General features: G+C 56.9%; 10 protein-coding genes and 14 pseudogenes. 18 read left to right on the forward strand and 6 right to left on the reverse strand.

The window, feature by feature from the left end:
* Nucleotides 1-8 precede the first annotated feature (8 nt).
* The 3 pseudogenes from SOPEG_RS04270 to SOPEG_RS04280 form a co-directional block, all read left to right on the forward strand.
* Nucleotides 9-842: pseudogene (locus SOPEG_RS04270) on the forward strand (ISL3 family transposase); the annotation flags it as partial.
* A gap of 190 nt (nucleotides 843-1032) precedes the next feature.
* A pseudogene (gene istA / locus SOPEG_RS04275) lies at nucleotides 1033-1815 on the forward strand (IS21 family transposase); the annotation flags it as partial.
* 71 nt (nucleotides 1816-1886) lie between these two features.
* Nucleotides 1887-3094: pseudogene (locus tag SOPEG_RS04280) on the forward strand (IS256 family transposase).
* A gap of 205 nt (nucleotides 3095-3299) precedes the next feature.
* Here SOPEG_RS04280 and SOPEG_RS04290 read toward each other — a convergent pair.
* Nucleotides 3300-4060, reverse strand: a pseudogene (locus SOPEG_RS04290) (DUF2076 domain-containing protein).
* Nucleotides 4061-4309: 249 nt separating this feature from the next.
* Here SOPEG_RS04290 and SOPEG_RS04295 point away from each other — a divergent pair.
* Both SOPEG_RS04295 and SOPEG_RS04300 read left to right on the forward strand, forming a co-directional pair.
* Complete coding sequence (locus SOPEG_RS04295) at nucleotides 4310-4963, forward strand: epoxyqueuosine reductase QueH (RefSeq protein ID WP_025244425.1); 654 nt, start codon at nucleotides 4310-4312, stop codon at nucleotides 4961-4963.
* Between the two features lie 607 nt (nucleotides 4964-5570).
* Nucleotides 5571-6464: pseudogene (locus SOPEG_RS04300) on the forward strand (MFS transporter); the annotation flags it as partial.
* A 60-nt stretch (nucleotides 6465-6524) separates the two neighbouring features.
* Here the strand turns inward: SOPEG_RS04300 and SOPEG_RS04305 are convergent.
* On the reverse strand, nucleotides 6525-7448 hold the full coding sequence (locus SOPEG_RS04305) for an IS5-like element ISSoEn1 family transposase (RefSeq protein ID WP_025244427.1): 924 nt from the start codon (nucleotides 7446-7448) through the stop codon (nucleotides 6525-6527).
* 80 nt (nucleotides 7449-7528) lie between these two features.
* On the opposite strand from SOPEG_RS04305, the pseudogene SOPEG_RS04310 reads away from it, so the two are divergent.
* From SOPEG_RS04310 to ppnP, 9 genes and pseudogenes are all read left to right on the forward strand, one after another.
* A pseudogene (locus SOPEG_RS04310) lies at nucleotides 7529-7849 on the forward strand (oxalate/formate antiport family MFS transporter); the annotation flags it as partial.
* A gap of 300 nt (nucleotides 7850-8149) precedes the next feature.
* Nucleotides 8150-8353 (forward strand): annotated as a pseudogene (locus SOPEG_RS30160) (Rieske 2Fe-2S domain-containing protein); the annotation flags it as partial.
* A 120-nt stretch (nucleotides 8354-8473) separates the two neighbouring features.
* A pseudogene (locus tag SOPEG_RS30165) lies at nucleotides 8474-9117 on the forward strand (FAD-dependent oxidoreductase).
* Complete coding sequence (locus SOPEG_RS30170) at nucleotides 9114-9656, forward strand: FAD-dependent oxidoreductase (RefSeq protein WP_051419463.1); 543 nt, start codon at nucleotides 9114-9116, stop codon at nucleotides 9654-9656. The pseudogene SOPEG_RS30165 and the gene SOPEG_RS30170 overlap by 4 nt, the downstream one beginning before the upstream one ends.
* A gap of 225 nt (nucleotides 9657-9881) precedes the next feature.
* Nucleotides 9882-10406 carry a shikimate kinase AroL gene (gene aroL, locus SOPEG_RS04320; RefSeq protein WP_025244429.1) on the forward strand — a complete coding sequence of 175 codons (525 nt, stop codon included), beginning with the start codon at nucleotides 9882-9884 and terminating at the stop codon, nucleotides 10404-10406.
* 109 nt (nucleotides 10407-10515) lie between these two features.
* Complete coding sequence (locus tag SOPEG_RS04325) at nucleotides 10516-10707, forward strand: hypothetical protein (RefSeq protein WP_025244430.1); 192 nt, start codon at nucleotides 10516-10518, stop codon at nucleotides 10705-10707.
* A 309-nt stretch (nucleotides 10708-11016) separates the two neighbouring features.
* Nucleotides 11017-11370 carry a helix-turn-helix domain-containing protein gene (locus tag SOPEG_RS04330; protein ID WP_025244431.1) on the forward strand — a complete coding sequence of 118 codons (354 nt, stop codon included), beginning with the start codon at nucleotides 11017-11019 and terminating at the stop codon, nucleotides 11368-11370.
* A 59-nt stretch (nucleotides 11371-11429) separates the two neighbouring features.
* Entirely contained in the window at nucleotides 11430-11660 is a 231-nt protein-coding gene (locus SOPEG_RS04335; protein ID WP_025244432.1) for a hypothetical protein, read from the forward strand.
* A 112-nt stretch (nucleotides 11661-11772) separates the two neighbouring features.
* Nucleotides 11773-12070: pseudogene (ppnP, locus tag SOPEG_RS04340) on the forward strand (pyrimidine/purine nucleoside phosphorylase).
* 228 nt (nucleotides 12071-12298) lie between these two features.
* On the opposite strand, the gene rdgC reads toward ppnP, so the two are convergent.
* A complete protein-coding gene (gene rdgC / locus SOPEG_RS04345; protein WP_025244433.1) occupies nucleotides 12299-13249 on the reverse strand; it encodes a recombination-associated protein RdgC in 951 nt (316 codons plus the stop codon).
* A gap of 502 nt (nucleotides 13250-13751) precedes the next feature.
* On the opposite strand from rdgC, the gene SOPEG_RS04350 reads away from it, so the two are divergent.
* The 3 genes and pseudogenes from SOPEG_RS04350 to mak all read left to right on the forward strand — a co-directional run.
* Entirely contained in the window at nucleotides 13752-14276 is a 525-nt protein-coding gene (locus SOPEG_RS04350; protein ID WP_025244434.1) for a hypothetical protein, read from the forward strand.
* 39 nt (nucleotides 14277-14315) lie between these two features.
* Nucleotides 14316-14636 carry a hypothetical protein gene (locus SOPEG_RS04355; protein ID WP_038468223.1) on the forward strand — a complete coding sequence of 107 codons (321 nt, stop codon included), beginning with the start codon at nucleotides 14316-14318 and terminating at the stop codon, nucleotides 14634-14636.
* Nucleotides 14637-14828: 192 nt separating this feature from the next.
* Nucleotides 14829-15697 (forward strand): annotated as a pseudogene (gene mak / locus SOPEG_RS04360) (fructokinase); the annotation flags it as partial.
* Nucleotides 15698-16008: 311 nt separating this feature from the next.
* On the opposite strand, the pseudogene SOPEG_RS27060 reads toward mak, so the two are convergent.
* The 3 pseudogenes from SOPEG_RS27060 to sbcD all read right to left on the reverse strand — a co-directional run.
* Nucleotides 16009-16862 (reverse strand): annotated as a pseudogene (locus SOPEG_RS27060) (SbcC/MukB-like Walker B domain-containing protein); the annotation flags it as partial.
* A 2010-nt stretch (nucleotides 16863-18872) separates the two neighbouring features.
* Nucleotides 18873-19598 (reverse strand): annotated as a pseudogene (locus tag SOPEG_RS27065) (AAA family ATPase); the annotation flags it as partial.
* Nucleotides 19595-20694, reverse strand: a pseudogene (gene sbcD / locus SOPEG_RS25970) (exonuclease subunit SbcD); the annotation flags it as partial. The pseudogenes SOPEG_RS27065 and sbcD, both read right to left, overlap by 4 nt.
* 168 nt (nucleotides 20695-20862) lie before the next feature.
* On the opposite strand from sbcD, the pseudogene istA (SOPEG_RS04375) reads away from it, so the two are divergent.
* Nucleotides 20863-22413, forward strand: a pseudogene (istA, locus tag SOPEG_RS04375) (IS21-like element ISSoEn3 family transposase).
* The last annotated feature ends 8 nt before the right edge of the window (nucleotides 22414-22421 follow it).

Consider the following 22421-nt stretch of genomic DNA (forward strand, 5'->3'; position numbering starts at 1 on the left):
AGTCTGCCATGGACGAAAAGTCCCTCTATGCCCATATCCTTAACCTGTCCGCACCGTGGCAGGTACAATCCCTTTCTCTTGATGAAAAATCTGGATCAGTGACGGTAATTGTCGGCATTGCCGAGTACACACAACTGGCCTGCCCAACCTGCGGTAAATCCTGCTCCATACATGATCACCGGCGTCGTAAATGGCGTCACCTCGATACCTGTCAGTTCACCACGCTGGTTGAGGCTGATGTCCCCCGCGTTGACTGCCCCTAGCACGGTTGCCAGACACTGCCTGTTCCCTGGGCAGGGTCAGGCAGCCGCTACACCTTGTTGTTCGAAGCCTTTGTTCTTTCATGGCTGAAAGTCAGCACCGTGGATGCTGTCAGAAAGCAGCTCAAACTCAGTTGGAATGCCGTTGACCGCATCATGATGCGCGCAGTCAAACGAGGCTTGGCCCGGATAAAACAACCCTTATCCGCCCGTCACCTCTGCGTGGATGAAGTCGGGTTCAAAAAAGGACACCAGTACGTCACCGTTATCTCTGACAGGCAGGGACACGCTTTGCAACTGACCGACAACCGCGGTGTAGAAAGCCTTGCCAGTTATCTGCGCAGCCTGAGAGATCACCAGCTTGATGAGATAAAAACGCTGTCTATGGACATGAACATGGCCTATATCAGTGCAGCCCGCATCCATCTCCCCAATGCCGTCGATAAAATCGCTTTCGATCACTTCCATGTGGCAAAAATGTTGTGCGCCGTCGTTGATAAAACCCGTCAGGCTGAGATGAAACAGATCCCGTCGTCAGACAGGAAAGACGTCCACCGCTCAAGCTATCTATGGTTTTACAGCAAACAAAATCGCCTCGGGTGCCGGGCATGCTGGTTCCGGTCATATCCGATCACTGATTCCGATTTCACCCGATCACTAATTCTGATTTCATCCGATCACTAATTCCGGTCACCCGATCAGCGATTCCGATTCTGTCCGATCGCTCATCTTCTGTTCCGCCATACTCTGGAGACTTTTAGCTTCCGGGGGCATGGCACGTAAAAAGAAGAAAGCGAGAACGGAAATGTGCATCTATATTAATGTCTTACGTATGAAATTCGAGCAGCGTCGCTCGAATCGCACTATCGCAGCAGCGCTCGGCATAGGCTGTACTACCGTGCACGATATCCTCGTCCGATTCACGGTAGCTAACCTGGTCTGGCCATTCCCGGCGGAACTGTCCCCCGTCGACCTCGACCGCCTGCTCTATCCCGGCAAATCCGGAAAAGTTATCAATACATTACCCAGCTGGCTTGATATCGATACTGAGTTAAGCCGCAAGGGCATGACCAAGCAGCTGCTCTGGATGGAATATCAGTCCGCCGTGGGCGGTGATGTCCTCGGTTACTCACAGTTTTGTGCACTGTTCCGTGACTGGAAAAAGAAGCAGCGGCGTTCCATGCGCATGGAGCACAAGGCTGGCGAAAAGCTCTTCATCGACTTCTGTGGCCCCACCGTACCTATCGTCAACCCTGCGACCGGTAGCGTACGCCAGGCCGCTATCTTCGTCGCTGCCATGGGCGTGTCAGGCTATGCGTATATCGAAGCCTGCGAAGGCCAGGACATGGCATCGTGGCTCAACGCCAATAGCCGCTGCCTGCACTTCATGGGTGGGGTTCCGGAGCTGATGATACCTGATAATCTGCGCAGTGCTGTCAGCACCTCTGACCGCTATGAGCCGGTTATAAACCAGAGCTACCAGGCGCTGGCAAATCACTATGAGACAGTGGTGCTACCGGCACGCCCGAGAAAACCGAAAGACAAGGCGAAGGCGAGCCTGTTTAGAAATTTGTGTATTTGCCTGATTTTGATATGTTCAATCCAACATCAAAAACAGGTTAATTTATGGACGAAAAACAGTTGCAGGCTCTGGCTAACGAACTGGCCAAAAATCTCAAAACCCCTGAAGATCTCAATCACTTCGATCGGCTGCTGAAAAAAATCAGCGTCGAAGCAGCTCTCAATGCCGAAATGACCCATCACCTCGGCTACGATAAAAATCAGCCTAAACCGGGGACCAACGCCCGCAACGGCTATTCCACAAAAACCGTTACCACTGGCGATGGCCCGCTGGCGCTGCGTACTCCGCGCGATCGTGACGGTTCCTTTGAACCGCAACTGGTGAAGAAGAACCAGACCCGGATTACCGGGATGGATAACCAGATTTTATCGTTGTACGCTAAAGGGATGACCACCCGCGAGATCGCCGCCGCGTTCAAAGAGCTGTATGACGCCGATGTCTCGCCGGCGCTGGTCTCAAAGGTCACCGATGCGGTCATGGAGCAGGTTGTCGAATGGCAAAACCGGCCTCTGGATGCAGTCTATCCCATTGTTTATCTTGACTGTATCGTTCTAAAAGTCCGGCAGGACAGCCGCATCATCAACAAATCTGTGTTCCTGGCGCTGGGCATCAACATCGAAGGCCAGAAAGAGTTTCTAGGTATGTGGCTGGCCGAAAATGAAGGCGCAAAGTTCTGGCTGAACGTGCTGACAGAGCTGAAAAACCGCGGCCTGAACGATATCCTTATCGCCTGCGTAGACGAGCTGAAAGGTTTCCCTGACGCTATTAACGCGGTGTATCCGGAGGCGCGGTTCCAGCTGTGTATCGTGCATATGGTGCGCAACAGCCTGCGGTTCGTCTCCTGGAAGGACTACAAGGCCGTCACCCGCGACCTGAAAGCTATCTATCAGGCCCCTCGGAAGAAGCCGGCTTGCAGGCGCTGGAAGCGTTCTCCAGTGCCTGGGACATCCGCTACCCGCAAATAAGTCGAAGCTGGCAGGCAAACTGGGCCAATCTGGCCACGTTCTTTGCCTACCCAACGAACATCCGCAAGGTGATCTACACGACCAACGCCATCGAGTTGTTAAACAGCGTGATCCGGCATGCCATCAAAAAGCGCAAGGTGTTCCCGACCGACGACGCAGTGAAAAAGGTGGTGTGGCTGGCGATACAGGCGGCCTCACAGAAATGGACAATGCCTTTGAGGGACTGGCGCATGGCAATGAGCCGCTTTATTATCGAGTTCGGTGACCGCCTGGACGGTCACTTCTGAGAAAAGGCATTTACACAGAATCCGGTACGGGCTCGCCTTTCCTGCAAAGAGCCAGCTCGCCGGACCGTGACGATAATAGACACGGCCCGGCACCCTCGCATTAAGACCGCCTGTCCGTCACTTTCGGCAATCAGCCGGTCCGTTGATTATGGCAATCAATCTGTCCCTTCACCTCGACAAAAGGTCTATCCGTTAACCTCAACAATCAGATAAAGTCATCATCGTCATTGCTAAAATCGTCAGCACCGAAATCGTTATAATCTGTATTGCTGCCGTCATCCGTTTGATCAAAAAAATGGCTGTCGGAGACGTTATTGAACGTATCGAGATTATCGGCATTAAAGTCTTGATTGAGTAACGGGTCGCTAGCGCCGGAAAGCGATGCGGCGGGATCATTGATGATGTTAACAATCTCTTGCGGTGCGGAATGATGGAACATGTTGGTGAGCATATTCCCCAGCACCACCCCGCCGGCGACGCCCGGGCCGTTTGTAGCGCGCCGGACAGAAAACCCCCGCCGTGCGGAGCATTGTACGGCTGCGTATAGCCGCTGTAGCCTGCCTGCTGCTGCTGCTGCTGCTGCTGCTGCTGCTGCTGGGAAGAGGAGCCCCAAGCGGATGCCCCCGGCTGCTGAGGCGGTTGACTGCCCCAGGTCGCTGCCCCCGGTTGCTGGCGGCCCGCGCCGAACAGTCCACTGAGAAAGCCGCCGCTGGCGGGGCGCTGCTGTGCCGCCGCCTTCAATTGCGCCACTTCATTTTGCAGTTGCTGCACTTGCTGACCCAGCCGGTTCAGCGCGGCTTCCTGAATCAAGATGGATTGTGCCATATAATAAGGAGCCGCGGGCTGTTGCTGAACAAAACCCTGAATCTGCCGGTCCGCCTCGACATCACGAGGGCCTGCGCTTTGTTCCGCCTGCTTCAGACGTTGAAACAGGCCTTCGATAAGACGTTGCTCTTCAGATTGCATAAGTCAGGTTCCCATTAATGATGTGCCAAAGTGGCCGTGACGGCCTAGCGTTAAATTTAGCCTTATCCCGCCGAGGCGGAAAGGCCCCCCGCGTAAAGGTTTATGGGAAATTGTTACCAGTTGGCATCCACGGCGAACGCTAACCCCCCCCCCCCCCCGACCGACGCGAGTGGGAGCAAACTGTGGTCTTTTTTGTGCTACCATTGCCGCCAATGACCGCCTATTTTGCCGCCAGAGAGAGTGTTTTTTATGGCCGAATTCAACCGTCCCGTCTTAACGTTGCCCAACGGCGCCGACAAACTGCTGCTTCATTCATGCTGCGCCCCGTGCTCGGGAGAGGTCATGGAAGCGATCACCGCTTCAGGCATTGATTACACGATTTTCTTCTACAACCCCAACATTCACCCGCAGCGGGAATATCTGATCCACAAGGACGAGAATATCCGCTTCGCGCAGAAGCATAAGGTGCCGTTTGTTGATGCCGATTACGACAGCGACAATTGGTTTGCCCGTGCCAAAGGCATGGAACAGGAACCGGAGCGGGGTATCCGCTGCACCATGTGCTTCGATATGCGTTTTGAACGTACCGCGCTCTTCGCCGCTGAAAATGGTTTCAGCGTGATTTCCAGCTCGCTCGGTATTTCCCGCTGGAAAAATATGCAGCAGATTAACGAATGCGGCAGGCGTGCCGCGGGCCATTATAACGGTATCACTTATTGGGAATATAATTGGCGTAAACAGGGCGGCTCCGCGCGAATGATTGATATCAGTAAGCGTGAGCGTTTCTATCAACAGGAATATTGCGGTTGCATTTATTCTTTGCGCGATACCAATAAACACCGTCGTTCGCAGGGCAGGGATATTATCCGTATCTGCACTAAATATTATGGCGACGAAGAATAATCTTGGTTGATGCCCTATTAACCTTGTGAAGCGGCTAAATTTATTACATTACTCGCCGATGACCCGGTGGACACATCAGACCTGCGGCGTTGTCCGCGTGGCTCCAGCAGTGGGCCGTCGAGAAATTGCGCATTGCGCCGATGTGCGCATTTTCTCCTGGCAGCGCGCCGCTCATTCAGGCGCGTTGGCGCGGGGTAACTAAAGGCAGGCCGCCGGGCGGCAAATATCACCGGTAAAAAGCGCAGTCCCGATAGCCGGCGTGAGCGTCCGTCATGCCGGGAACCGCGCCAATCCTATTAGCGGGCGCACGATGGTAATGCGCAGCACGTTATTATAAACAGGATGTTAAAAATGTTATTTGCATGAGTGATATTGACAGGGGATGATAATAGCTGTTTAATTTTCCCTATACCGAGACGGTTTTAATGATGACACCCGCTCGCCGCTGCCGGTAAATGTCATTCATACCCTATTTAATGCATTTCATTCCCTCTTCCTGACAACTCATTCCCGTTTTGCTCCCGTTGGCGCCAAATGATCTTATAGTGCCCGCAATAACCCTTAGGGGAATAAATTCATTTTTTGAATTGTTTATGCGAGGCAAAGCATGATAACGCAATCATCCCGATTCATTCGTTGGTTTACCCTGGCTGGCACCATTATTACCCAGTTTGCTCTGGGGTCGGTGTATACTTGGAGTTTGTTTAATGGTCCCCTGGCGCAGAAATTGGGTCAGCCCATTAGCCAGGTGGCTTTCGCTTTTGGCTTGCTGAGCATGGCGATGGCGGTGGCGTCGACCACCGCAGGTAAATTTCAGGAGCGCTTTGGCGTGCACAAAGTCACGATCGGCGCCGGCGTATTGCTGGGCATCGGACTTTGCCTGACCGGGTGGTCCAATTCCATTATCATGCTTTGGCTGTGCGCCGGAATTTTAGTCGGACTAGCGGACGATATCGGGTATCTGTTGACGTTGTCTAACTGTGTTAAATGGTTTCCCGAACGCAAGGGCCTGATTTCTGCCTGCGCTATTGGCGCCTATGGGTTGGGCAGTCTGGGCTTCAAATACATCAACAGCCAGCTGCTGGACCGCTATAGTCTGCCGTTGACGTTTGCATTATGGGGCGGTATCGCAGTGATAATGGTCGTGGCCGGCGCTCTTATGATGAAAGACGCGCCGCGCCAGGAAGTCCGGCAGCGTGCCGGGGTCCGGGATTACACCTTGGCCGAATCCATGCGTATGCCGCAATATTGGTTATTGGCGCTGATGTTTGTTACCGCCTGTATGAGCGGGTTATATGTTATCGGCGTTGCCAAAGATATCGGCGAGAATCTGGTCCATTTATCGACGGCGGTGGCGGCCAATGCGGTCACTATTATTGCCGTCGCCAATCTTAGCGGGCGCCTGGTGCTGGGCGTCCTGTCCGATAAAATGTCCCGCCTTCGGTTCGTCTCACTGGCCCAGGTCATCGCCATGGCGGGGATGAGCATGCTGTTATTCGTTCATCCGCTTTGTTGAATAAATCCGAAATTTGTGACGACTTCCTCCCTATCAGGGCGATTGTTACATGATGCGGACGCTGTTTGGCATTCCTAACAGCGTGATCCGGTTAAGCGCTTTGACCATTGCCATAGCCTCACCTACCTGCGCGTCATAGTCATGCAGACTCAGATGACCACCCAGAAGTGTTTTAAACCGGAACATGGCCGTTTCAGCCAGTGAACGCCGGTGATAACCTACTTTCTTTTTCCAGGTATCGTTATTGCCGCTCAGATGCTGATTTGCCACCGCATGGTTACGCTCATGGTATCGAGCTGGCCAATATTGCGCACCACTTCGCGGTGGGATAAGCGGCTTTATTTTTTTCCTCAGCAGAGCATCATGACAGTAACGCGTATCGTAAGCACTGTCAGCCGACGCTTCCCTGATTTTCCGGTGGGTTTGGTTAATCAGCCCGGGCAGCGCCTGCGCATCTGTCGTACCACTTAGCGATAAATCGGCACAGATAATTTCATGTGTCGCGCTATCTACTGCCAGATGAAGCTTGCGCCATACTCTGCGCCTCTCAGCCCCATGCTGCCTGACTTTCCATTCGCCTTCGCCGAAGATTTTCAGGCCGGTGCCATCGATGACCAGGTGTGAGATTTCGCCGCGGGTTGGCGTTTTTATGCTGATGTCGACGGTTTTTGCTCGTCGGCTGACCAGAGAGTAATCTGGGCAGCGCAGCGACAGCCCCATCAGTTTAAAAATCGCGTCAACGAAACCCTGTAACGCCCGGAGCGAAAGGTTAAACACGCGCTTTATCATCAGAACCGTGGTAATGGCCATATCGGTGTAGTGAAGCGGCCGGCCACGATGTTCAGGTGGTGTACTCTCAGTCCATGCAGCAATGGCAGACTCATCAAGCCATACTGTCAGGTCCCCCCGCTGCCTGAGCGCATTGTTGTATGCGGGCCAATTGGTGATTTTAAACTTTTGCTTTGCCATGGGGACCTGATGTTGAAACGAATGTAGTGATCAGAGCCGCCAGTCACCTAAAAGTTCGATTTATTCAACAAAGCCTCGTTCATCTTAACGAGACACTGTTCTTTATCTCACTGGCCTGCGTGGCGTTCAGTTTTGGTGGGACCATTACGGTATACCCGTCGCTGGTCAGCGATTTCTTCGGACTGAATAATCTAACCAAGAATTACGGTATTATTTATCTGGGTTTCGGCGTGGGTAGCATTATCGGCTCCCTTGTGGCGTCGCTGTTCGGCGGATTTATGGTGACGTTCCAACGGATAGCGGCTCTGCTGGTGATCGCGTTGATGATTTCGCTGACCCTGCGCCAGCCGGGGGCTGTCGATAAGCGCGGCTACCTTTTAGGGCATGCCCACGGCGAATAACAACCTGCCCCGGCCTCCGGTCGGCGGGCTTTTGCCATTATCGCCGGTCTTGGCATGCGCCGCGCCATTATCGCAGGCCTTGGTCCGCACTGCGCCGTTACGGCTGGCCTTGGCTTGCGCCGTGCCGTTACCACCGACCTCGTCTTGCCCCAAGCCGCCGGCGCCGGCTGGGGCTGAGCGCCTTTTATCAATTTGCTGCTAGGCTTACTGATAGTGCTTTAAACAGTAAGGTTTTATAAAATTAGTAAGGAGCCTATCGTGGCCTATGAGCAAATAATGCCGTTATCCTCCCTGTCGCAAATGACTCCTTGCAAAATAACCGTCGGAAAGACCGATATACTGGTAATCCGCCGCGGTGAAGAGGTCTATGCCCTGGAAGCCACCTGCCCGCACTCCGGCGCGCCGCTGGAAAAGGGGGCGCTGTGCGAAGACAAACTGGTCTGCCCGTGGCATAAATCGGTGTTCGCCATCACTGAAAGTCGCCCGGGCTCTCTGCTGGAACCGCCCTCACTGCGGGCACTGAAACGCTTCCCGGTGAAGGTGGAGCAAGATGCCGTCTGGATCGACCCGCAACCGCTTGACGAAGCCACTCCCTTGCAGGCGGCGGATAAACAGCCTACCTATGTGGTATTGGGCCCCGGCGCCGGCGGTAGCGCGGCGATAAAAGCGCTGCGTGAGAATGGTTTTACCGGCAGGCTGGTGGTGGTTGAACGTGAAAAACAGGCCCCCTACGATCGTACCGCGCTATCGAAATTTGTGCCGCAGGGCGATATGGATATCCACGACGTGCCCTCCCTGCTGCCGGAATCCTACTATCAGCAACAACAGATAGAGCGCATCAATGGCAATGTGGAAGAACTGGACAACCAGCGCCATCGTTTACGTCTGGAAGACGGTAAGACCCTTTCCTATGATCGTTTACTGTTAGCCACCGGCGCCACGCCGCCGCGCCGGACCTGCCTGGCAAAGCGCTACGCGGCGTGGAGGTATTGCGCAGCTGGGAACAGGCGGCGACGCTGGTTGCCACCGTCGAGCGGGAGCACCGGCTGGTCATTATCGGCAATAGCTTTATCGGTATGGAGGTGGCGGCGGCGCTGCGTAAACAAGCCGTAGAGGTCACGGTCGTTTCGCCCCATCCTTTACCGTTTGAAAAACAATTCGGTACCGAGTTGGGCCGCTTTTTCCGCCGCCGTCACCAGGAGAAAGGCGTCACCTTTGTCGACGGCGATCCGGCCGCTTTTGAAGGGGAAAAAGCGTCAGCGCGGTGACACTGAAAGACGGCCGACGTATTGATGCGACGCTGGTTCTGCTGGCGACGGGCGTGGCGCCGGCGACTCGATTCATCCACGATCTGCCGCTCAATGACGACGGCAGCCTGACCGTTGACCGGACGATGAAGGTGTCCGCAGACATTTATGCCATCGGTGACATCGTAACGTTCCCGCTGGACGGCAATCCTACCCGCATTGAACACTGGCGCGTGGCGCAGCAGCACGGACGTGTCGCCGCCGGTGCGATGATGGATAAGCCACACCCCTATGATGCCGTACCCTTTTTTTGGACCCAGCATTACGGCGTTCGCTATGAATATTTGGGCCATGCCGCTAAATGGGATCAGCAGGAAATTATCGGCTCGCCGGATGAGGATAACTTCGTCTCGCTGTATGGCCTGAAAGGAAATCTGGTGACGGTCGTGGCGGTCGGCCGGATGCGCACGACCGGCGTGCTATTGATTAAAATGGGCGAAAAACTCGGTTTTACCGAGGCGCAGCGCATCGTCGCCGACACCCACGAAGCGGAAAGTTGACCGCGCGCCGGCGCCGTAGCGGCAATGCCCGCGGCCTTCGCGGCGCCGATTCCCTTTACCGTAGCGCAAAATTTTGCCGGCAAACATGTGCGCCGCCATAGGTCGATGATATGATGCGCTGCCGGCACGCAACGGGGCGGCGACTCTCCGCCTCATCCTGCTCCGGCCCAGGGACGATGAACGTTCTCGTCCGCTATTTCAGGTAAGGAAAAGGACAGACAGGCAATGACACAGCCCCTATTTATGGTTGGTGCGCGCGGATGCGGCAAGACCACGGTGGGTCAGGCATTAGCGCGGGTATTGGGATATGCATTTACCGATACCGACGAGATGTTGTGGCGGTCTACCGGCAAGACTGTGGCAGAGATCGTCGCTGACGAAGGCTGGGCGGGCTTTCGGGCAAGGGAGAGCGAAATCCTGACAAGCGTTATGCAAGGGCAAACCGTGGTGGCCACGGGCGGCGGTATTATTTTATCGGCGGCTAACCGACATTTCATGCGCGCGCGCGGCACCGTGGTGTATCTGCACGTGTCGGCGCAGGAGCTTGCGCACCGTCTACAGGCGTACCCCGATGAGGAGCAGCGGCCCAGTTTGACGGGGAAACCGATGATTGAAGAAATCGCCGACGTGCTCGCCGCACGTGAAAAACTCTATCAAGAAGCGGCACACCACATATTGGACGCCAGTCAGGCGCCGGACGATGTGGTCTACGCCATTTTACAACAGCTCTATCCCAGCGCGGCGAGTTGATAATCGGGCGACTTGGGGAGGCGTGATGAGAGGTTAATCGCTTCAGCCGACGAGGCGCGGGGTGTTGGCTATACTTACCTTACGTGAGCACAACTATAAGGAAGTAACTATGGCAAGCAAACCTCCCTATCCGCGCGAAGCGCACATCGTTAAAAAAGAGAAGGGGCCGGCCGGCAAGAGCAAAACCGTCTATGAGTTGCGTGCCGACCATCCCCATCCCAATACCCTTATCAGTGAACACGACACTGAGCAAGAAGCGCTGGATTCCAAAGAGCGCTATGAGGATGAAAGCAAAAGCTGATCTTCCGGCGGCAGGACCTCGCGTCCTGCCGTTTCTACACGCTTTCCACCGTCGCGCATCACGCTTTGTCACATCATCGGCGTAAAAGATAATTCATGCTACTCTGCTGCCGTCATGGCCCAATAGGGTCAAGTGGTTGAGAATGAAGCGTATTGCTCGCGCGCGGGTCGTTATCGTTAAGATCAACACGATAGTGTTTAAATTTCTAATTAATAGCGATAAACCGATATGTGTGAGGCAGCCGGCGCACCGCGGACGGGGCGCGCAAACCGGTGAAATATTGTCTTGACGCCGACGCGCAGGCGATGAATGATAAAAACTCCGACATCAGTTCACCTGCAAAAAAATAACATTATGTCGACATTGGAAAACGCCGCCGCGGTGTTAACGTTGTTCGTCCAGCTGGGTACGGATGCGCTGCCGGAAAGTCTGTCCTTCAGCGACATGGCCCGTCGTCTCCCCTTGCCAAAAAGTACGCTTTCCCGGCTGCTTATCGCAATGGAATCGCAGGAACTGCTCGCGCGGGATCCCCACAACCGCCATTACCGGGTCGGCCACCTGCTGCGCTCATTGAGCCCGCCTGCACCGCAGAGCGGGCCGGCTACGCTTGCTGAGCGGTCGGCAGAGCGTTGTTGGCCTGTTTTTCCGAGCGGGAAGTCATAGCGCGGTTGATGCCACGCCAGGGTAGGCTGGGGGGATTTAATCAGCCCGGCATTGTCCGCTTGCTGCAGCGATTGTCATTGGGGCGCGGGCAGGGCTGTGACTTCAATCGCAATGAAACCCGCTCGGGTTACAGCGCGCTCGCAACGGCGCTGGCGGACAGCGAGCGGAGTGAGCAGATCGGCTTATGTCTGTCTTTCGTGAACGCCGGCGATAAAGGTGCCTTCCCGACCGATAAGTTGGCGGGTTTGCAGTTCGCTACGCGGATGATTGCCCAACGAATCTATCAGTAAATCGGCGGCGCAAAATTTGTTTGTCCCGGCCGGGGTTTTTGTAGAAAAAGGCGTGACGCCCGCCGAGTCGCCTTTTACACTGGTATGACATTAATTGATTAGGAAAAGACCGATGCTGAAGGTGAATGACTATTTTGCAGGGAAAGTGAAGTCCATTGGATTCGACGCCGCCAGCACGGGCCGTGCCAGCGTTGGCGTTATGGAGGCAGGGGAGTACACCTTTACCACCGGCCAGCCGGAAGAAATGACGGTTGTTAGCGGCGCGCTTAAGACGCTGCTGCCCGGCGCCAACGATTGGCAGGTTTTTATGCCGGGGGGAGTCGTTCTACGTGCAGGCACACAGCGAATTTTGCCTGCAGCTGGCGGAAACCAGCAGCTATTTATGCAGGTATCTTAGCCACTCGCGCTGAACGGGTTGGCGCAAGGCCTGCGCCGTCCCGTCCACCGTTGACGCCGCTGGGCCGAGAGGGGGCAATCTTTGCTCTCATCCCGCTTCGTTCGCGCCAGGCATACGACATTGCGTAACCTGCGCTGGCCGCGAGCCCGGCGGCATTGCCGCCTCTGCGCCGCCGCGTCCTGAAGCAATCGGTTAGGGCCATCGCCGCGCCGATTCGTCTCAGGGTTAACCGGCGGGCGGGTCAACCGTGCTTTTTCCCTGCGGCCGCCTCGGTTAGCCCTGACGCTGCGGCCTCGCCTCCCAGCCCCGCAATCAGCTCAGTGATTAAAGCCGCCAATTCACCGGTCATGAGGGTAAAATCGGCGTCGAAACGGGCGGCAAAATGGTCGCGATCGATATCATCATTTTGCTCGCGTAGCGTATCGGCGAATTTTAACCGTTTAACCGTGCCATCATCGCCCAGCACAAACTGCACTCGCTCCCGCCAATCCAGCGCCAGCTTGGTCACCAGCTTGCCTGCCTCGATATGCACCGCGATTTCGTCGCTGGACAAATCCTGCTTTTTACAGCGAACGATGCCGCCTTCTTCCAGCAGCGCTTTTAGCTCAGCCTCATCTTGCATGGCGAAGCCGGCGGCAGGATCGCCGTTGCGTACCCATTCGGTCAGGGTCATTTCAATCGGTTTTTCCATAGTCAGCGGCACCACCGGCAACGAGCCGATAGATTTGCGCAGCAGCGCCAGACAATCTTCCGCTTTTTTGGCGCTGCCGGTGTCGACCAGTACCAGATTATTGACCCGATCCAGCCACAATAACGTTTGGCCAAAACGACTGAAGGCGCGAGGCATCAATGTGTGCAGCACTTCGTCCTTGAGCGCGTCTTTTTCGGTTTTACGCAGTTTCCGGCTTTGTTCATTTTCCAGTTTGTCGATTTTGCCCTGTAGCTCCTGCTTTATCACCGAGGACGGTAGAATTTTTTCTTCCTTGCGCAGGCAAAGCAGGACATGTCCCGGTATCGCATGGGTCAGCACGTCGCTCTTGGCGCCCATGGGCGGAACCCAGCCGGATTTCGCCATATCCTGACTGCCGCAGGGAGTGAAGGCGAAGGCGGACAATTGCTGTTCGATCTGCTCCACCGACAGCTCGATCGGCCGGTTCAAACGGTAAATCATGACATTCTTAAACCACAACATAATAGATATCCCTGACCTGAGGCACCTCAACCGGCGCGATTTGCCAACAAACGCAGCTCGCATGATAACGAATTGCAGGCGCTTCCCCTAGGAAAAAGCGCACAGAGTTGTCCGTATTTGACGTTGAAGCGTGGTGTGTAACGGGCGGGGCAGGCACCGCCTGCGTTTGTCACAGGTTAAAAAAAAGGGCGCTCGGCATACCGAAGGTTCTGGAGAGGAGACCGGGGAGAGGCGCTTGCCGTAGCGCGTTAGAGGTGATTTCGCCTGTTACCGGCGTCGAAAATGCCTGATGATTTTATGATTATTAATTACCTATTAATTTAAGTTTATCAAAAAGCCGTATTACTGATGTAACCCATGCGCCAAGCGATAGCAAAAAGATAATAATTATTATTATAAAATAAATGATTCTCAAAATGCGGTATTCTTGTATTACCGTAAACATAGACTAACTTAATGGCGTAGCATCATTCTACTTTGTAAAAAATAAAGGAGTTAGCTTATGGAAACGCGGGATGTGGCTATCTGCGCCAACCGGGTGTCATGGGGATCACTTTTCAGTGGCGTTCTTACGGCATTCTCTATTTCACTCTTATTAGCGCTGCTCGGTAGCGCACTAGGATTTAGCATGGTCGATCCCTGGGCGCTATCGCTGCTGTTGGCGGTTATCATTAGTGGCTTCATTATTAGTGGTGCATTACGTTTGGCGGGAAATATGCTCGGCGCAGCGGGCAGCGCCGCCGGAAATATCGTTACGGCGGTGGGAAATAATAGCGATGAATTAGCGGGGGCGTTGAACAATGGGTTGGGGAAATTAACCCTGGACGATTCTCTGCCCGCCGATGCGTCGCCAAAAAATATTACCGATGCGCTGCAAAACAGTGAAGTTGAAGCGCTGCATCTCGACTATCTTCAGCGCCAGCTTAAGGAAATACGTGCGGAAGTCAGCCAGGCGGTCGCCGAGGCGATGCGCGCCCCTGAGCGCAGTGAGCAGATTATGGCAGGGCTGGCTGAGAGGTTGAAGTAGCGCACGGATGCCGTAGCCGACGATATCAAGCGCGACGACGTGCATCAGGCGCTGGCCAATAGTAATCGTACTATGACGCCGGAGGCGTTGAATCAGGCGACCGATAAGGTGATGCGCGATAAACAGCAGGCGGCAGAAACGATAAAACAACGGATCGATACGCTGCAGCAGAACGTCAGCCACGCGCGGGAAGATTTGCAGCGCTGGCGCGAGGAAATGAAACAACGCGCCGATAAGGCCGCTGCCGCCAGCGCCAAGTCCGCGCTTTGGTTATTCATTACCCTATTGCAGGGGGCGATAGTCAGCGCCGCCGGCGGCTGGTGGGGAGTAAGAAGTGGCGATCGCTATCACGTTCTCTAACCCTGCCACCGTTGCACGCACGGGGTGATGGGCGCCACAAAGCCAGGCTGAAACGTTACCCCACGGCGGGAATAGCTCAACTTTTTCCGGCGAATATCCTATGCTGATCCCCAAATAGTGCGCCGTGCTGCTTCCTGCCGCTTATCGCGGGGGCCACGGCGCCGGTAGATAACCGAAGCGGGGGCTGGCAACGTGCGTATCGGCATTGATTTGGGGGGTACCAAAATCGAGGTAATAGCGCTGGATGATGAGGGTCAAGCGATATTACGCAAACGGGTCGCGACGCCGCGCGATGATTATCCGGGGACGGTGGAGACCATCGTGGCGCTGGTCGAGCGGGTGGAACAGGAGACAGGCCAGCGCGGCAGCGTCGGCGTTGGTATTCCCGGAACCCTGTCGCCCTATACCGGCAAAGTGAAAAATGCCAATTCAGTATGGCTTAACGGTCAGCGTCTGGATAAGGACTTGCAGACCCGGCTGCAGCGGTCGGTAAGGATGGCCAACGACGCCAATTGCATGGCGGTGCCGGGATGGGTATGAGTACCGTGTTTGCAGTGATAATCGGTACCGGTTGCGGTTCGGGTATCGCCCTTAATGGCAAAGTGCACAGCGGCGGCAATGGCGTGGCGGGGGAGTGGGGACATAATCCGCTGCCCTGGATGGATGAGGATGAAGGGCGCATTAAGCAAAAGGTTCCCTGCTACTGCGGAAAATCCGGCTGTACCGAAACTTTCATCTCCGGCACCGGTTTTATGCAGGATTACGCGAGGCTCAGCGGGCAACAGCGCAGCGGCGCGGAGATCGTCCATCTCGTCGCAGAAGGCGATAAATGGGCTGAGCGGGCGCTGAGTAATTATGAGCGACGGCTGGCCAAGGCCCTTGCGTAGGTAATCAATTTGCTCGATCCGGATGTCGTCGTGTTGGCGGGTGGAATGAGCAATGTCGACAGACTGTACGATTCGCTGCCGAGCTTAATAACGCCTTGGATATTTGGCAACGAATGCCAGACGCCGATTCGTAAGGCGGTTCATGGCGACTCCAGCGGCGTGCGCGGCGTGGCTTTGGCCTCAGGAAGAAGCGCGCTGACTCGCGAACGATGCCAGCGTCACCCGCGCGGCGGCAGGTCGGGTTTACATAGCGCACCGGCGGAGCGTAGGGCTCCCGCCTGAGCGGCTCTCTTCGCGGCGACAGGCACCCGGCACCGCCTCTGGCACCGCCGCCTCGCCTCCGGCAGAGGCGTCAACGGCGGGCGGGGTGCAGTTGCCGTGGGCATAGGTTGCCAACTGCGTCAATAACGGTTCTGGTGGCGTTGCCGCCGGCAGAGGGGCCGGCCGTGCCAATGGTGGGTTGGGTGTCGTTGCCGCCAGCGGTCTCAATCGTCCACATCTTTGACCGGCGCATTGTCCGCCACCGCAAATTGTCGCTGAAGGCGACTGATGCCCAATCCATTAATCTTACTAACTTTTATCTGCACTGGGATACGCTCCTTCATCGCTTCCACGTGGCTTATCACGCCGATCATTTTATCGCTGGCGTTGAGGGTATCCAGCGCGTCCAGGGCGATATCCAGCGTCTGGGCGTCAAGGGTGCCGAATCCCTCGTCAAGGAACAGCGAGTCGATGCCCGTCTTATGACTGATCAAATCCGATAACACCAGCGCCAGACTGACCAGAAAACTCTCCCCGCCTGACAGCGTCCGAGTATCACGTATGGCGTCCGCCTGCCAGGTGTCCATCACTTCCAGCTCCAGCTCTTCGTGCGTTTTGCGTTGCAGTTGATAACGGCCGTGCAGGCGCGCCAACTGCTGGTTAGCCAGATAAATAAGGTGTTCTAACGTTAAACCCTGTGCGAATTTACGAAATTTATTCCCCTCCTTCGACCCGATGAGCTCATTGAGATAGGCCCAATCCTGACAACGGTCGCGGCTCTCTTCTATCTGCCACAGCAGCAGATGCTGTTCCCGCTGTCGCTGTTGATGGCTGCCCAACTGCTGCTGTATTTCCCCTTGCCTGCGGGCAAGTTGGCGCAGTTGGTCATCCAACTCGGCCAGGCGCTCCGCCACCGCGGCGTCATCCTCCTCGGGCGACAGGGTAGGCGGACGGGCGGCCTCCACTGTGCCAGCGCCTCGGCGGCCTGCTGCTGGCGGGCATCAGTACGCTGCTGCTGCGCGTTAAGCCGATCGCGACGTTCGCGCAGCGCATCCCGCTCGCCTGTGGGCAGCAGCGCAGCATCCAGGGCAGCGCTATCGGCAAACGAAGAGGTGCTCAACGCCTGTTGCAGCTGACTTGTGTTGGACGATGCCTGCTGAGCCAGCGTCTGCCGCTGGCGCGCCAGCGCGCTGAGGCTGCCCGCCAGTTCATGCAGCTGACGCTGCGCTGCTTGTAGCTGTTGGCCGGCCTGAAGCTGCGCTTGTCGCAGCCGTTCACCGGTGCGGCGCAGCCGCGCGCCGAACTCGACGGTCGAGACATCGCCGGCCAGGGCGTCGACGCTGCTGTTCAGCGAGGTGATTTGGCTTATTAGCCGCTGCGCCTGTTCATGGCGCTGCTGCCACCTCTGCCACAGTTCCCGGCGAGCATCGAGCCACGCCGCGGTTTGCATCGGCTCCGGCACCGTTAACGCTGCCGCGTCGAGGGCGGCGGCAATCTCCTCGTTAAGCCGCGCGAGATCGGTTTGCTGCTGGGTCAGACTCAAGGTGGAGGCTTGCAGATTCTCCTCCAGGTCGCGTTGCTGCTGACCGTTTAGCGCCAGCGCCGACAGGCTGCGATCGTGGACAAGCTCGGCGGCGCTTAGTGCATCGCGCGCCGACTGCCACGCCAGGGTCGCCTGCTGTAGCTGTTCGAGCCGCTGCGCCGGTTGAGTCTCTTCCCGTTCATAAGCCGCCAGCGCGTCTGCGGCCGCCTGCAGAGTCTCGGGCGTTAGCGTCGCCAGCTCGGGAAGGCGCAGGTTTTCGTCAGGCGCAATCGCCAGTTGCTTTACCGCCTGCCGCCAGCGTTGTTGTAGCTCGTCGCGCTGATGCGCCAAGGCCGTCAGCGTTTCCTCGCCCTGTTGGCACTGCGTAACCAGCAGGTGCAAACGGGTATCCCCCTCGATCTTCGCCGCGGCGCATTGGTCTACCTCGGTCTGCTGCTGCTGCAACTGCTGCTCGGTGCGCCCGAGAGACAACGTCTGATAGGCATTTATCGCTGGATGCTGGGTGGCGCCGCACAGCGGGCACGGTTCACCGGCGCGCAGGGCGCGGCGCTCATCCTCCAGCCGGACAATACGCCGTTCCAGCTCCAGCGTGGTTTTCGTCTGCCTCAGCAGCCGGGTTTTGTCCTCCAGCCTGGCGTACAGCGCCGCTTGCTCCTGGCTTAACGTAAACCGCGTTTGCAGGCGTTGGGACTGCTGCGCCTCCTCCTGCCGGAGCCTATCCGCCAGCCCCGAGAGCTGCGGCAGCAGGGTGGTCAGCAACAGATAATGGGGCTGCTGCCCCTGCCGCCGTTTCCAGCGCGTCTCGAACGTGGTGCCGCTCTGCGCGTGGGCCTGTTCTTCCCGCCGCCGTTGCGCCTCGGCAAAGCTCAAGCTTAGCGCCTCGCGCTGCTGTGCCAGCCGCTGACTCTCCGTTAATCGCTGCTGACCTTCCGTTTGTAAAGCGGTAAGCCGCAACCGTTGCTGCGCCATGCGCTGTTCCAGGTTGCGGCAATGGGTTTGCGCTTCATCGCGGCGAGCGAACTGCTCACGTCACAGCGGGCGCTGCTTACCCCACAGGTGGCATGCGGCATGGCGGTCCAGCCAGTCACTCTCCTCCTGCGCCTGCTGACGAGCCTGCTGCTGTGTCGCCAGAGCCGCGCTTTCCTGACGATGGCGTTGCTGCAGCGGCAGAAGCTGACGCTTGAGGTCCTCTTGTTGTTGCCGCAGCGTGGCGATCTGCTGATCCAGCGGGATAAGCTGCTCCTCTATTATTTGCTGCTGCCGGCGCTGATCTTCCTCGTGCGCTGCCAGTTGTTCATCGGCGAGGCGCAGCGCTTGCGCCAGCGGCTGCAGCCGCGCCTGATCCTGCTTCTGGCGCTATTGCAACTGGGCCAGCTCCCTCTCGGCGCGGGTACAGGCCTGCGCGTCGCGCCGCTGCTGGTCCAGCAAAGGGCGCAACGCCTCCGCCGGCTCCGCCGCGGCAAGGCGAGCCAGATCCGGCGCTGCGGCCTGCAAGGACGCCTGCTGCGTCTGCGCCAGCGCCGTCTGCCGCTGCGCCCGTTCATTCAGCCAAGTCTGATGGCGCTGCGCGTTCAGCCGCTGTTCCTCCTGCTGCCGCTGCGTCAGTTCGTCCTCGAGCGCCGCCTGCTGCTCACCGGTCAGCATTTCAATGGCGCCCGCGCGGGCTTCCCACTGCGCCAACTCGTTGCGGACCGCTTTATTACGTTCAAATACATCGGCGGAGATGCGGCCATAGATATCGGTGCCCGTCAGCTCCTCGAGCAGCCCGGCGCGGCTTTTGGCGTCAGCATTCAAAAACGCGGCAAAATCGCCCTGCGCCAGCAAAATGGATTTGGTAAACCGCGCAAAATCCAGCCCCGTCAGTTCGGCTATCAGGCGTTTTTTATCGCTGATTTTATCCGCCAGAATCAGGCCGTCGCTGATGCGGGCCAGCTCCACTTTCGCTTCCTGCAGATTACCGTTAGGTTGATTTTTCGCCCGGCACTGGCTCCAAAACGCACGATAGCCGACCCCTTTAACGGCAAACTCCACTTCGGCAAGCGCTTCCGCGGTATGGCGTGTCATCAGCTCCGGGCCGGGGTTGTTCTTAAGGCGCGGCGTCTGGTGATAAAGTGCCAAACTGATGGCATCGAGCAGCGTGGTTTTCCCCGCGCCGGTCGGGCCGGTAATGGCGAACAAGCTACTGCGATCAAAGGGGGCGGCGGTAAAGTCGATTTTCCATTCGCCCTGCAGCGCATTCAGGTTTTTTAGGCGCAGCGTCCGAATTTTCATGCTTCCGCTTCCTCCCGGCCATCGTGTACATCGCCGACCACCTGTTCAAACAGGCCCCGGATGCGCTGGCAGCGGGGTTCATCCGGCGCCTCCTCCAGCGCCAGCCGCCGTTCAAACACCTCGCTCACGCTCAATTCTCTAAGCGTCTCCTGCTGTAACGGATGAAGGCCGCTAGACCGCTGCTCGCGGCTGCGGCGCAGCAATACCACCTCTACCGGTAACGGCTCCGCCAACGCCTGGAGATGCTGCTGTATGTCGGTGAGATAGCCGTCGGCCACAACCTCAATGTCCAGCCACACCGGGCGTTCGCCGCGATAATCAGCATAGCCGCGCAACTGCCGCTCTATCTCATCCACAGGGCCTTTGATAAGCCGCATTGGCTGCGTTTCGGGCACCGTCAGCGGCGTTATCCGCGGCGGCAGACCGTCCTGAAAGGTGACCAGATTGACCTGTTTCGGCTGACCCGCTTCATCAAAACTTAGCGGTATCGACGAGCCGCAATAGCGGATGCAGTCATTGCCGCCGATAATCTGCGGCCGGTGGATATGGCCCAGGGCGATATAATCCGCGGGCGGGAACAACCGCGCGGGAAAAGCATCGAGAGCGCCGATGTAAATATCGCGCACCGAGTCGCGGTGGTGCTGGCGCCGACCGTCGTGAGATGGCCGGTGGCGATAATCGGGACCGGGGAGGGGAGCGCGTCGCGCAACCGCTGCGCGCGTTGATACAGCTGCTGATAGCGCTCGGCGATGGCATCAAGCAACGCCTACTGCTTTTCACCTCCCGACAGGCCGCCGCGGCTGACCAGTACATCCCGCGGCCGCAGAAAGGGAACGGCGCACAGCACCGCGCCCGGCGCGCCGTGGCGATCGTCTAGCACCCACACCTGGTCCTCGCCGTTGCCGCCGGCCACAATGCGCGTATTCAGGCACGCCAGCAGCGCGCAGAATTCATTGAGCGTCGCGACCGCGTCATGATTGCCCGCCAGCGCCACCAGACGACAGCCGGTCGGCTGCAGCGACACGGCGAAACGGTTGAATAATTCGCGGGCATAGCTGGGCGGTGTACCGGTATCGAATACATCGCCCGCTACAATTGCTGGTTCCGGTCACATCCGATCACTGATTCCGATTTCACCCGATCACTAATTCTGATTTCATCCGATCACTGATTCCGGTCGCCCGATCAGCGATTCCGATTCTGTCCGATCGCTCATCTTCTGTTCCGCCATACTCTGGAGACTTTTAGCTTCCGGGGGCATGGCATGGCACGTAAAAAAAAGAAAGCGAGAACGGAAATGTGCATCTATATTAATGTGTTACGTATGAAATTCGAGCAGCGTCGCTCGAATCGCACTATCGCAGCAGCGCTCGGCATAGGCTGTACTACCGTGCACGATATCCTCGGCCGATTCACGGTAGCTAACCTGGTCTGGCCATTGCCGGCGTAACTGTCCCCCGTCGACCTCGACCGCCTGCTCTATCCCGGCAAATCCGGAAAAGTTATCAATACCTTACCCAGCTGGCTTGATATCGATACCGAGTTAAGCCGCAAGGGCATGACCAAGCAGCTGCTCTGGATGGAATATCAGTCCGCCGTGGGCGGTGATGCCCTCGGTTACTCACAGCTTTGTGCACTGTTCCGTGACTGGAAAAAGAAGCAGCGGCGTTCTATGCGCATGGAGCACAAGGCTGGCGAAAAGCTCTTCATCGACTTCTGTGGCCCCACCGTACCTATCGTCAACCCTGCGACCAGTAGCGTACGCCAGGTCGCTATCTTCGTCGCTGCCATGGGCGTGTCAGGCTATGCGTATATCGAAGCCTGCGAAGGCCAGGACATGGCATCGTGGCTCAACGCCAATAGCCGCTGTCTGCACTTCATGGGTGGGGTTCCGGAGCTGATGATACCTGATAATCTGCGCAGCGCTGTCAGCACCCCTGACCGCTATGAGCCGGTCATAAACCAGAGCTACCAGGCGCTGGCAAATCACTATGAGACAGTGGTGCTACCGGCGCGCCCGAGAAAACCGAAAGACAAGGCGAAGGCAGTATCAACTGTGCAGCTGGTAGAACGCTGGGTTTTGGCCCGGTTGCGTAAACGTAGGTTCTACTCGCTGGCCGAACTCAACCAGGTGATACTAGAACTCAATTATGAGTTGAATCTGCGCCCGATGCGTCATTACGGCGGACAAAGTCGCCTTGAACGCTTCGAGCAGCTGGACAAACCGGCTCTTGGGCCTCTACCGCCCACACAATGGGAATACAGTGAGTATCTCGTTGCCCGAGTGGGACCTGATTACCACATAGACTACGGCAAAAACTGGTACTCGGTGCCGCATCCGCTGGTTGGCGAGCGCGTTGACGTCATCGCCACCCAACGGCTGGTGCAAATCCACCATAAGGGCGTCTGCGTGGCTACGCACCCTCGCAGCGATAACGCCTATAGGCACACGACTCAGGCGGCGCACATGCCGGCTAACCATAAGGGGCAGAGTCAGTGGACGCCGGAAAGGCTGTGCAGTTGGGCGCTGTCGGTGGGTGTGTGCACACTGAAAGTGGTCGAGTCCATCCAAAAGAGCAAAGCCCATCCGGAGCAGGCTTACCGCTCCGTGCTGGGGCTACTTAATCTGCAACGGCGCTATGAGACGACGCGACTGGAGAAGGCCTGCGCGCTGGCGTTGGAGAAAGGGTGCATTAACCGCTCTTTCATAGCCAACGTATTGAAACACGGTCGTGAAAGTGAGGTCACCCAGGACGGAGCCGGCGTATCAATGCTGGTTCACGAAAACCTCCGAGGTCCGGACAGTTATCACTAAGGAGAATA

Origin of the sequence: Candidatus Sodalis pierantonius str. SOPE, from assembly GCF_000517405.1 — a bacterium.
GTDB lineage: Bacteria > Pseudomonadota > Gammaproteobacteria > Enterobacterales > Enterobacteriaceae > Sodalis_C > Sodalis_C pierantonii.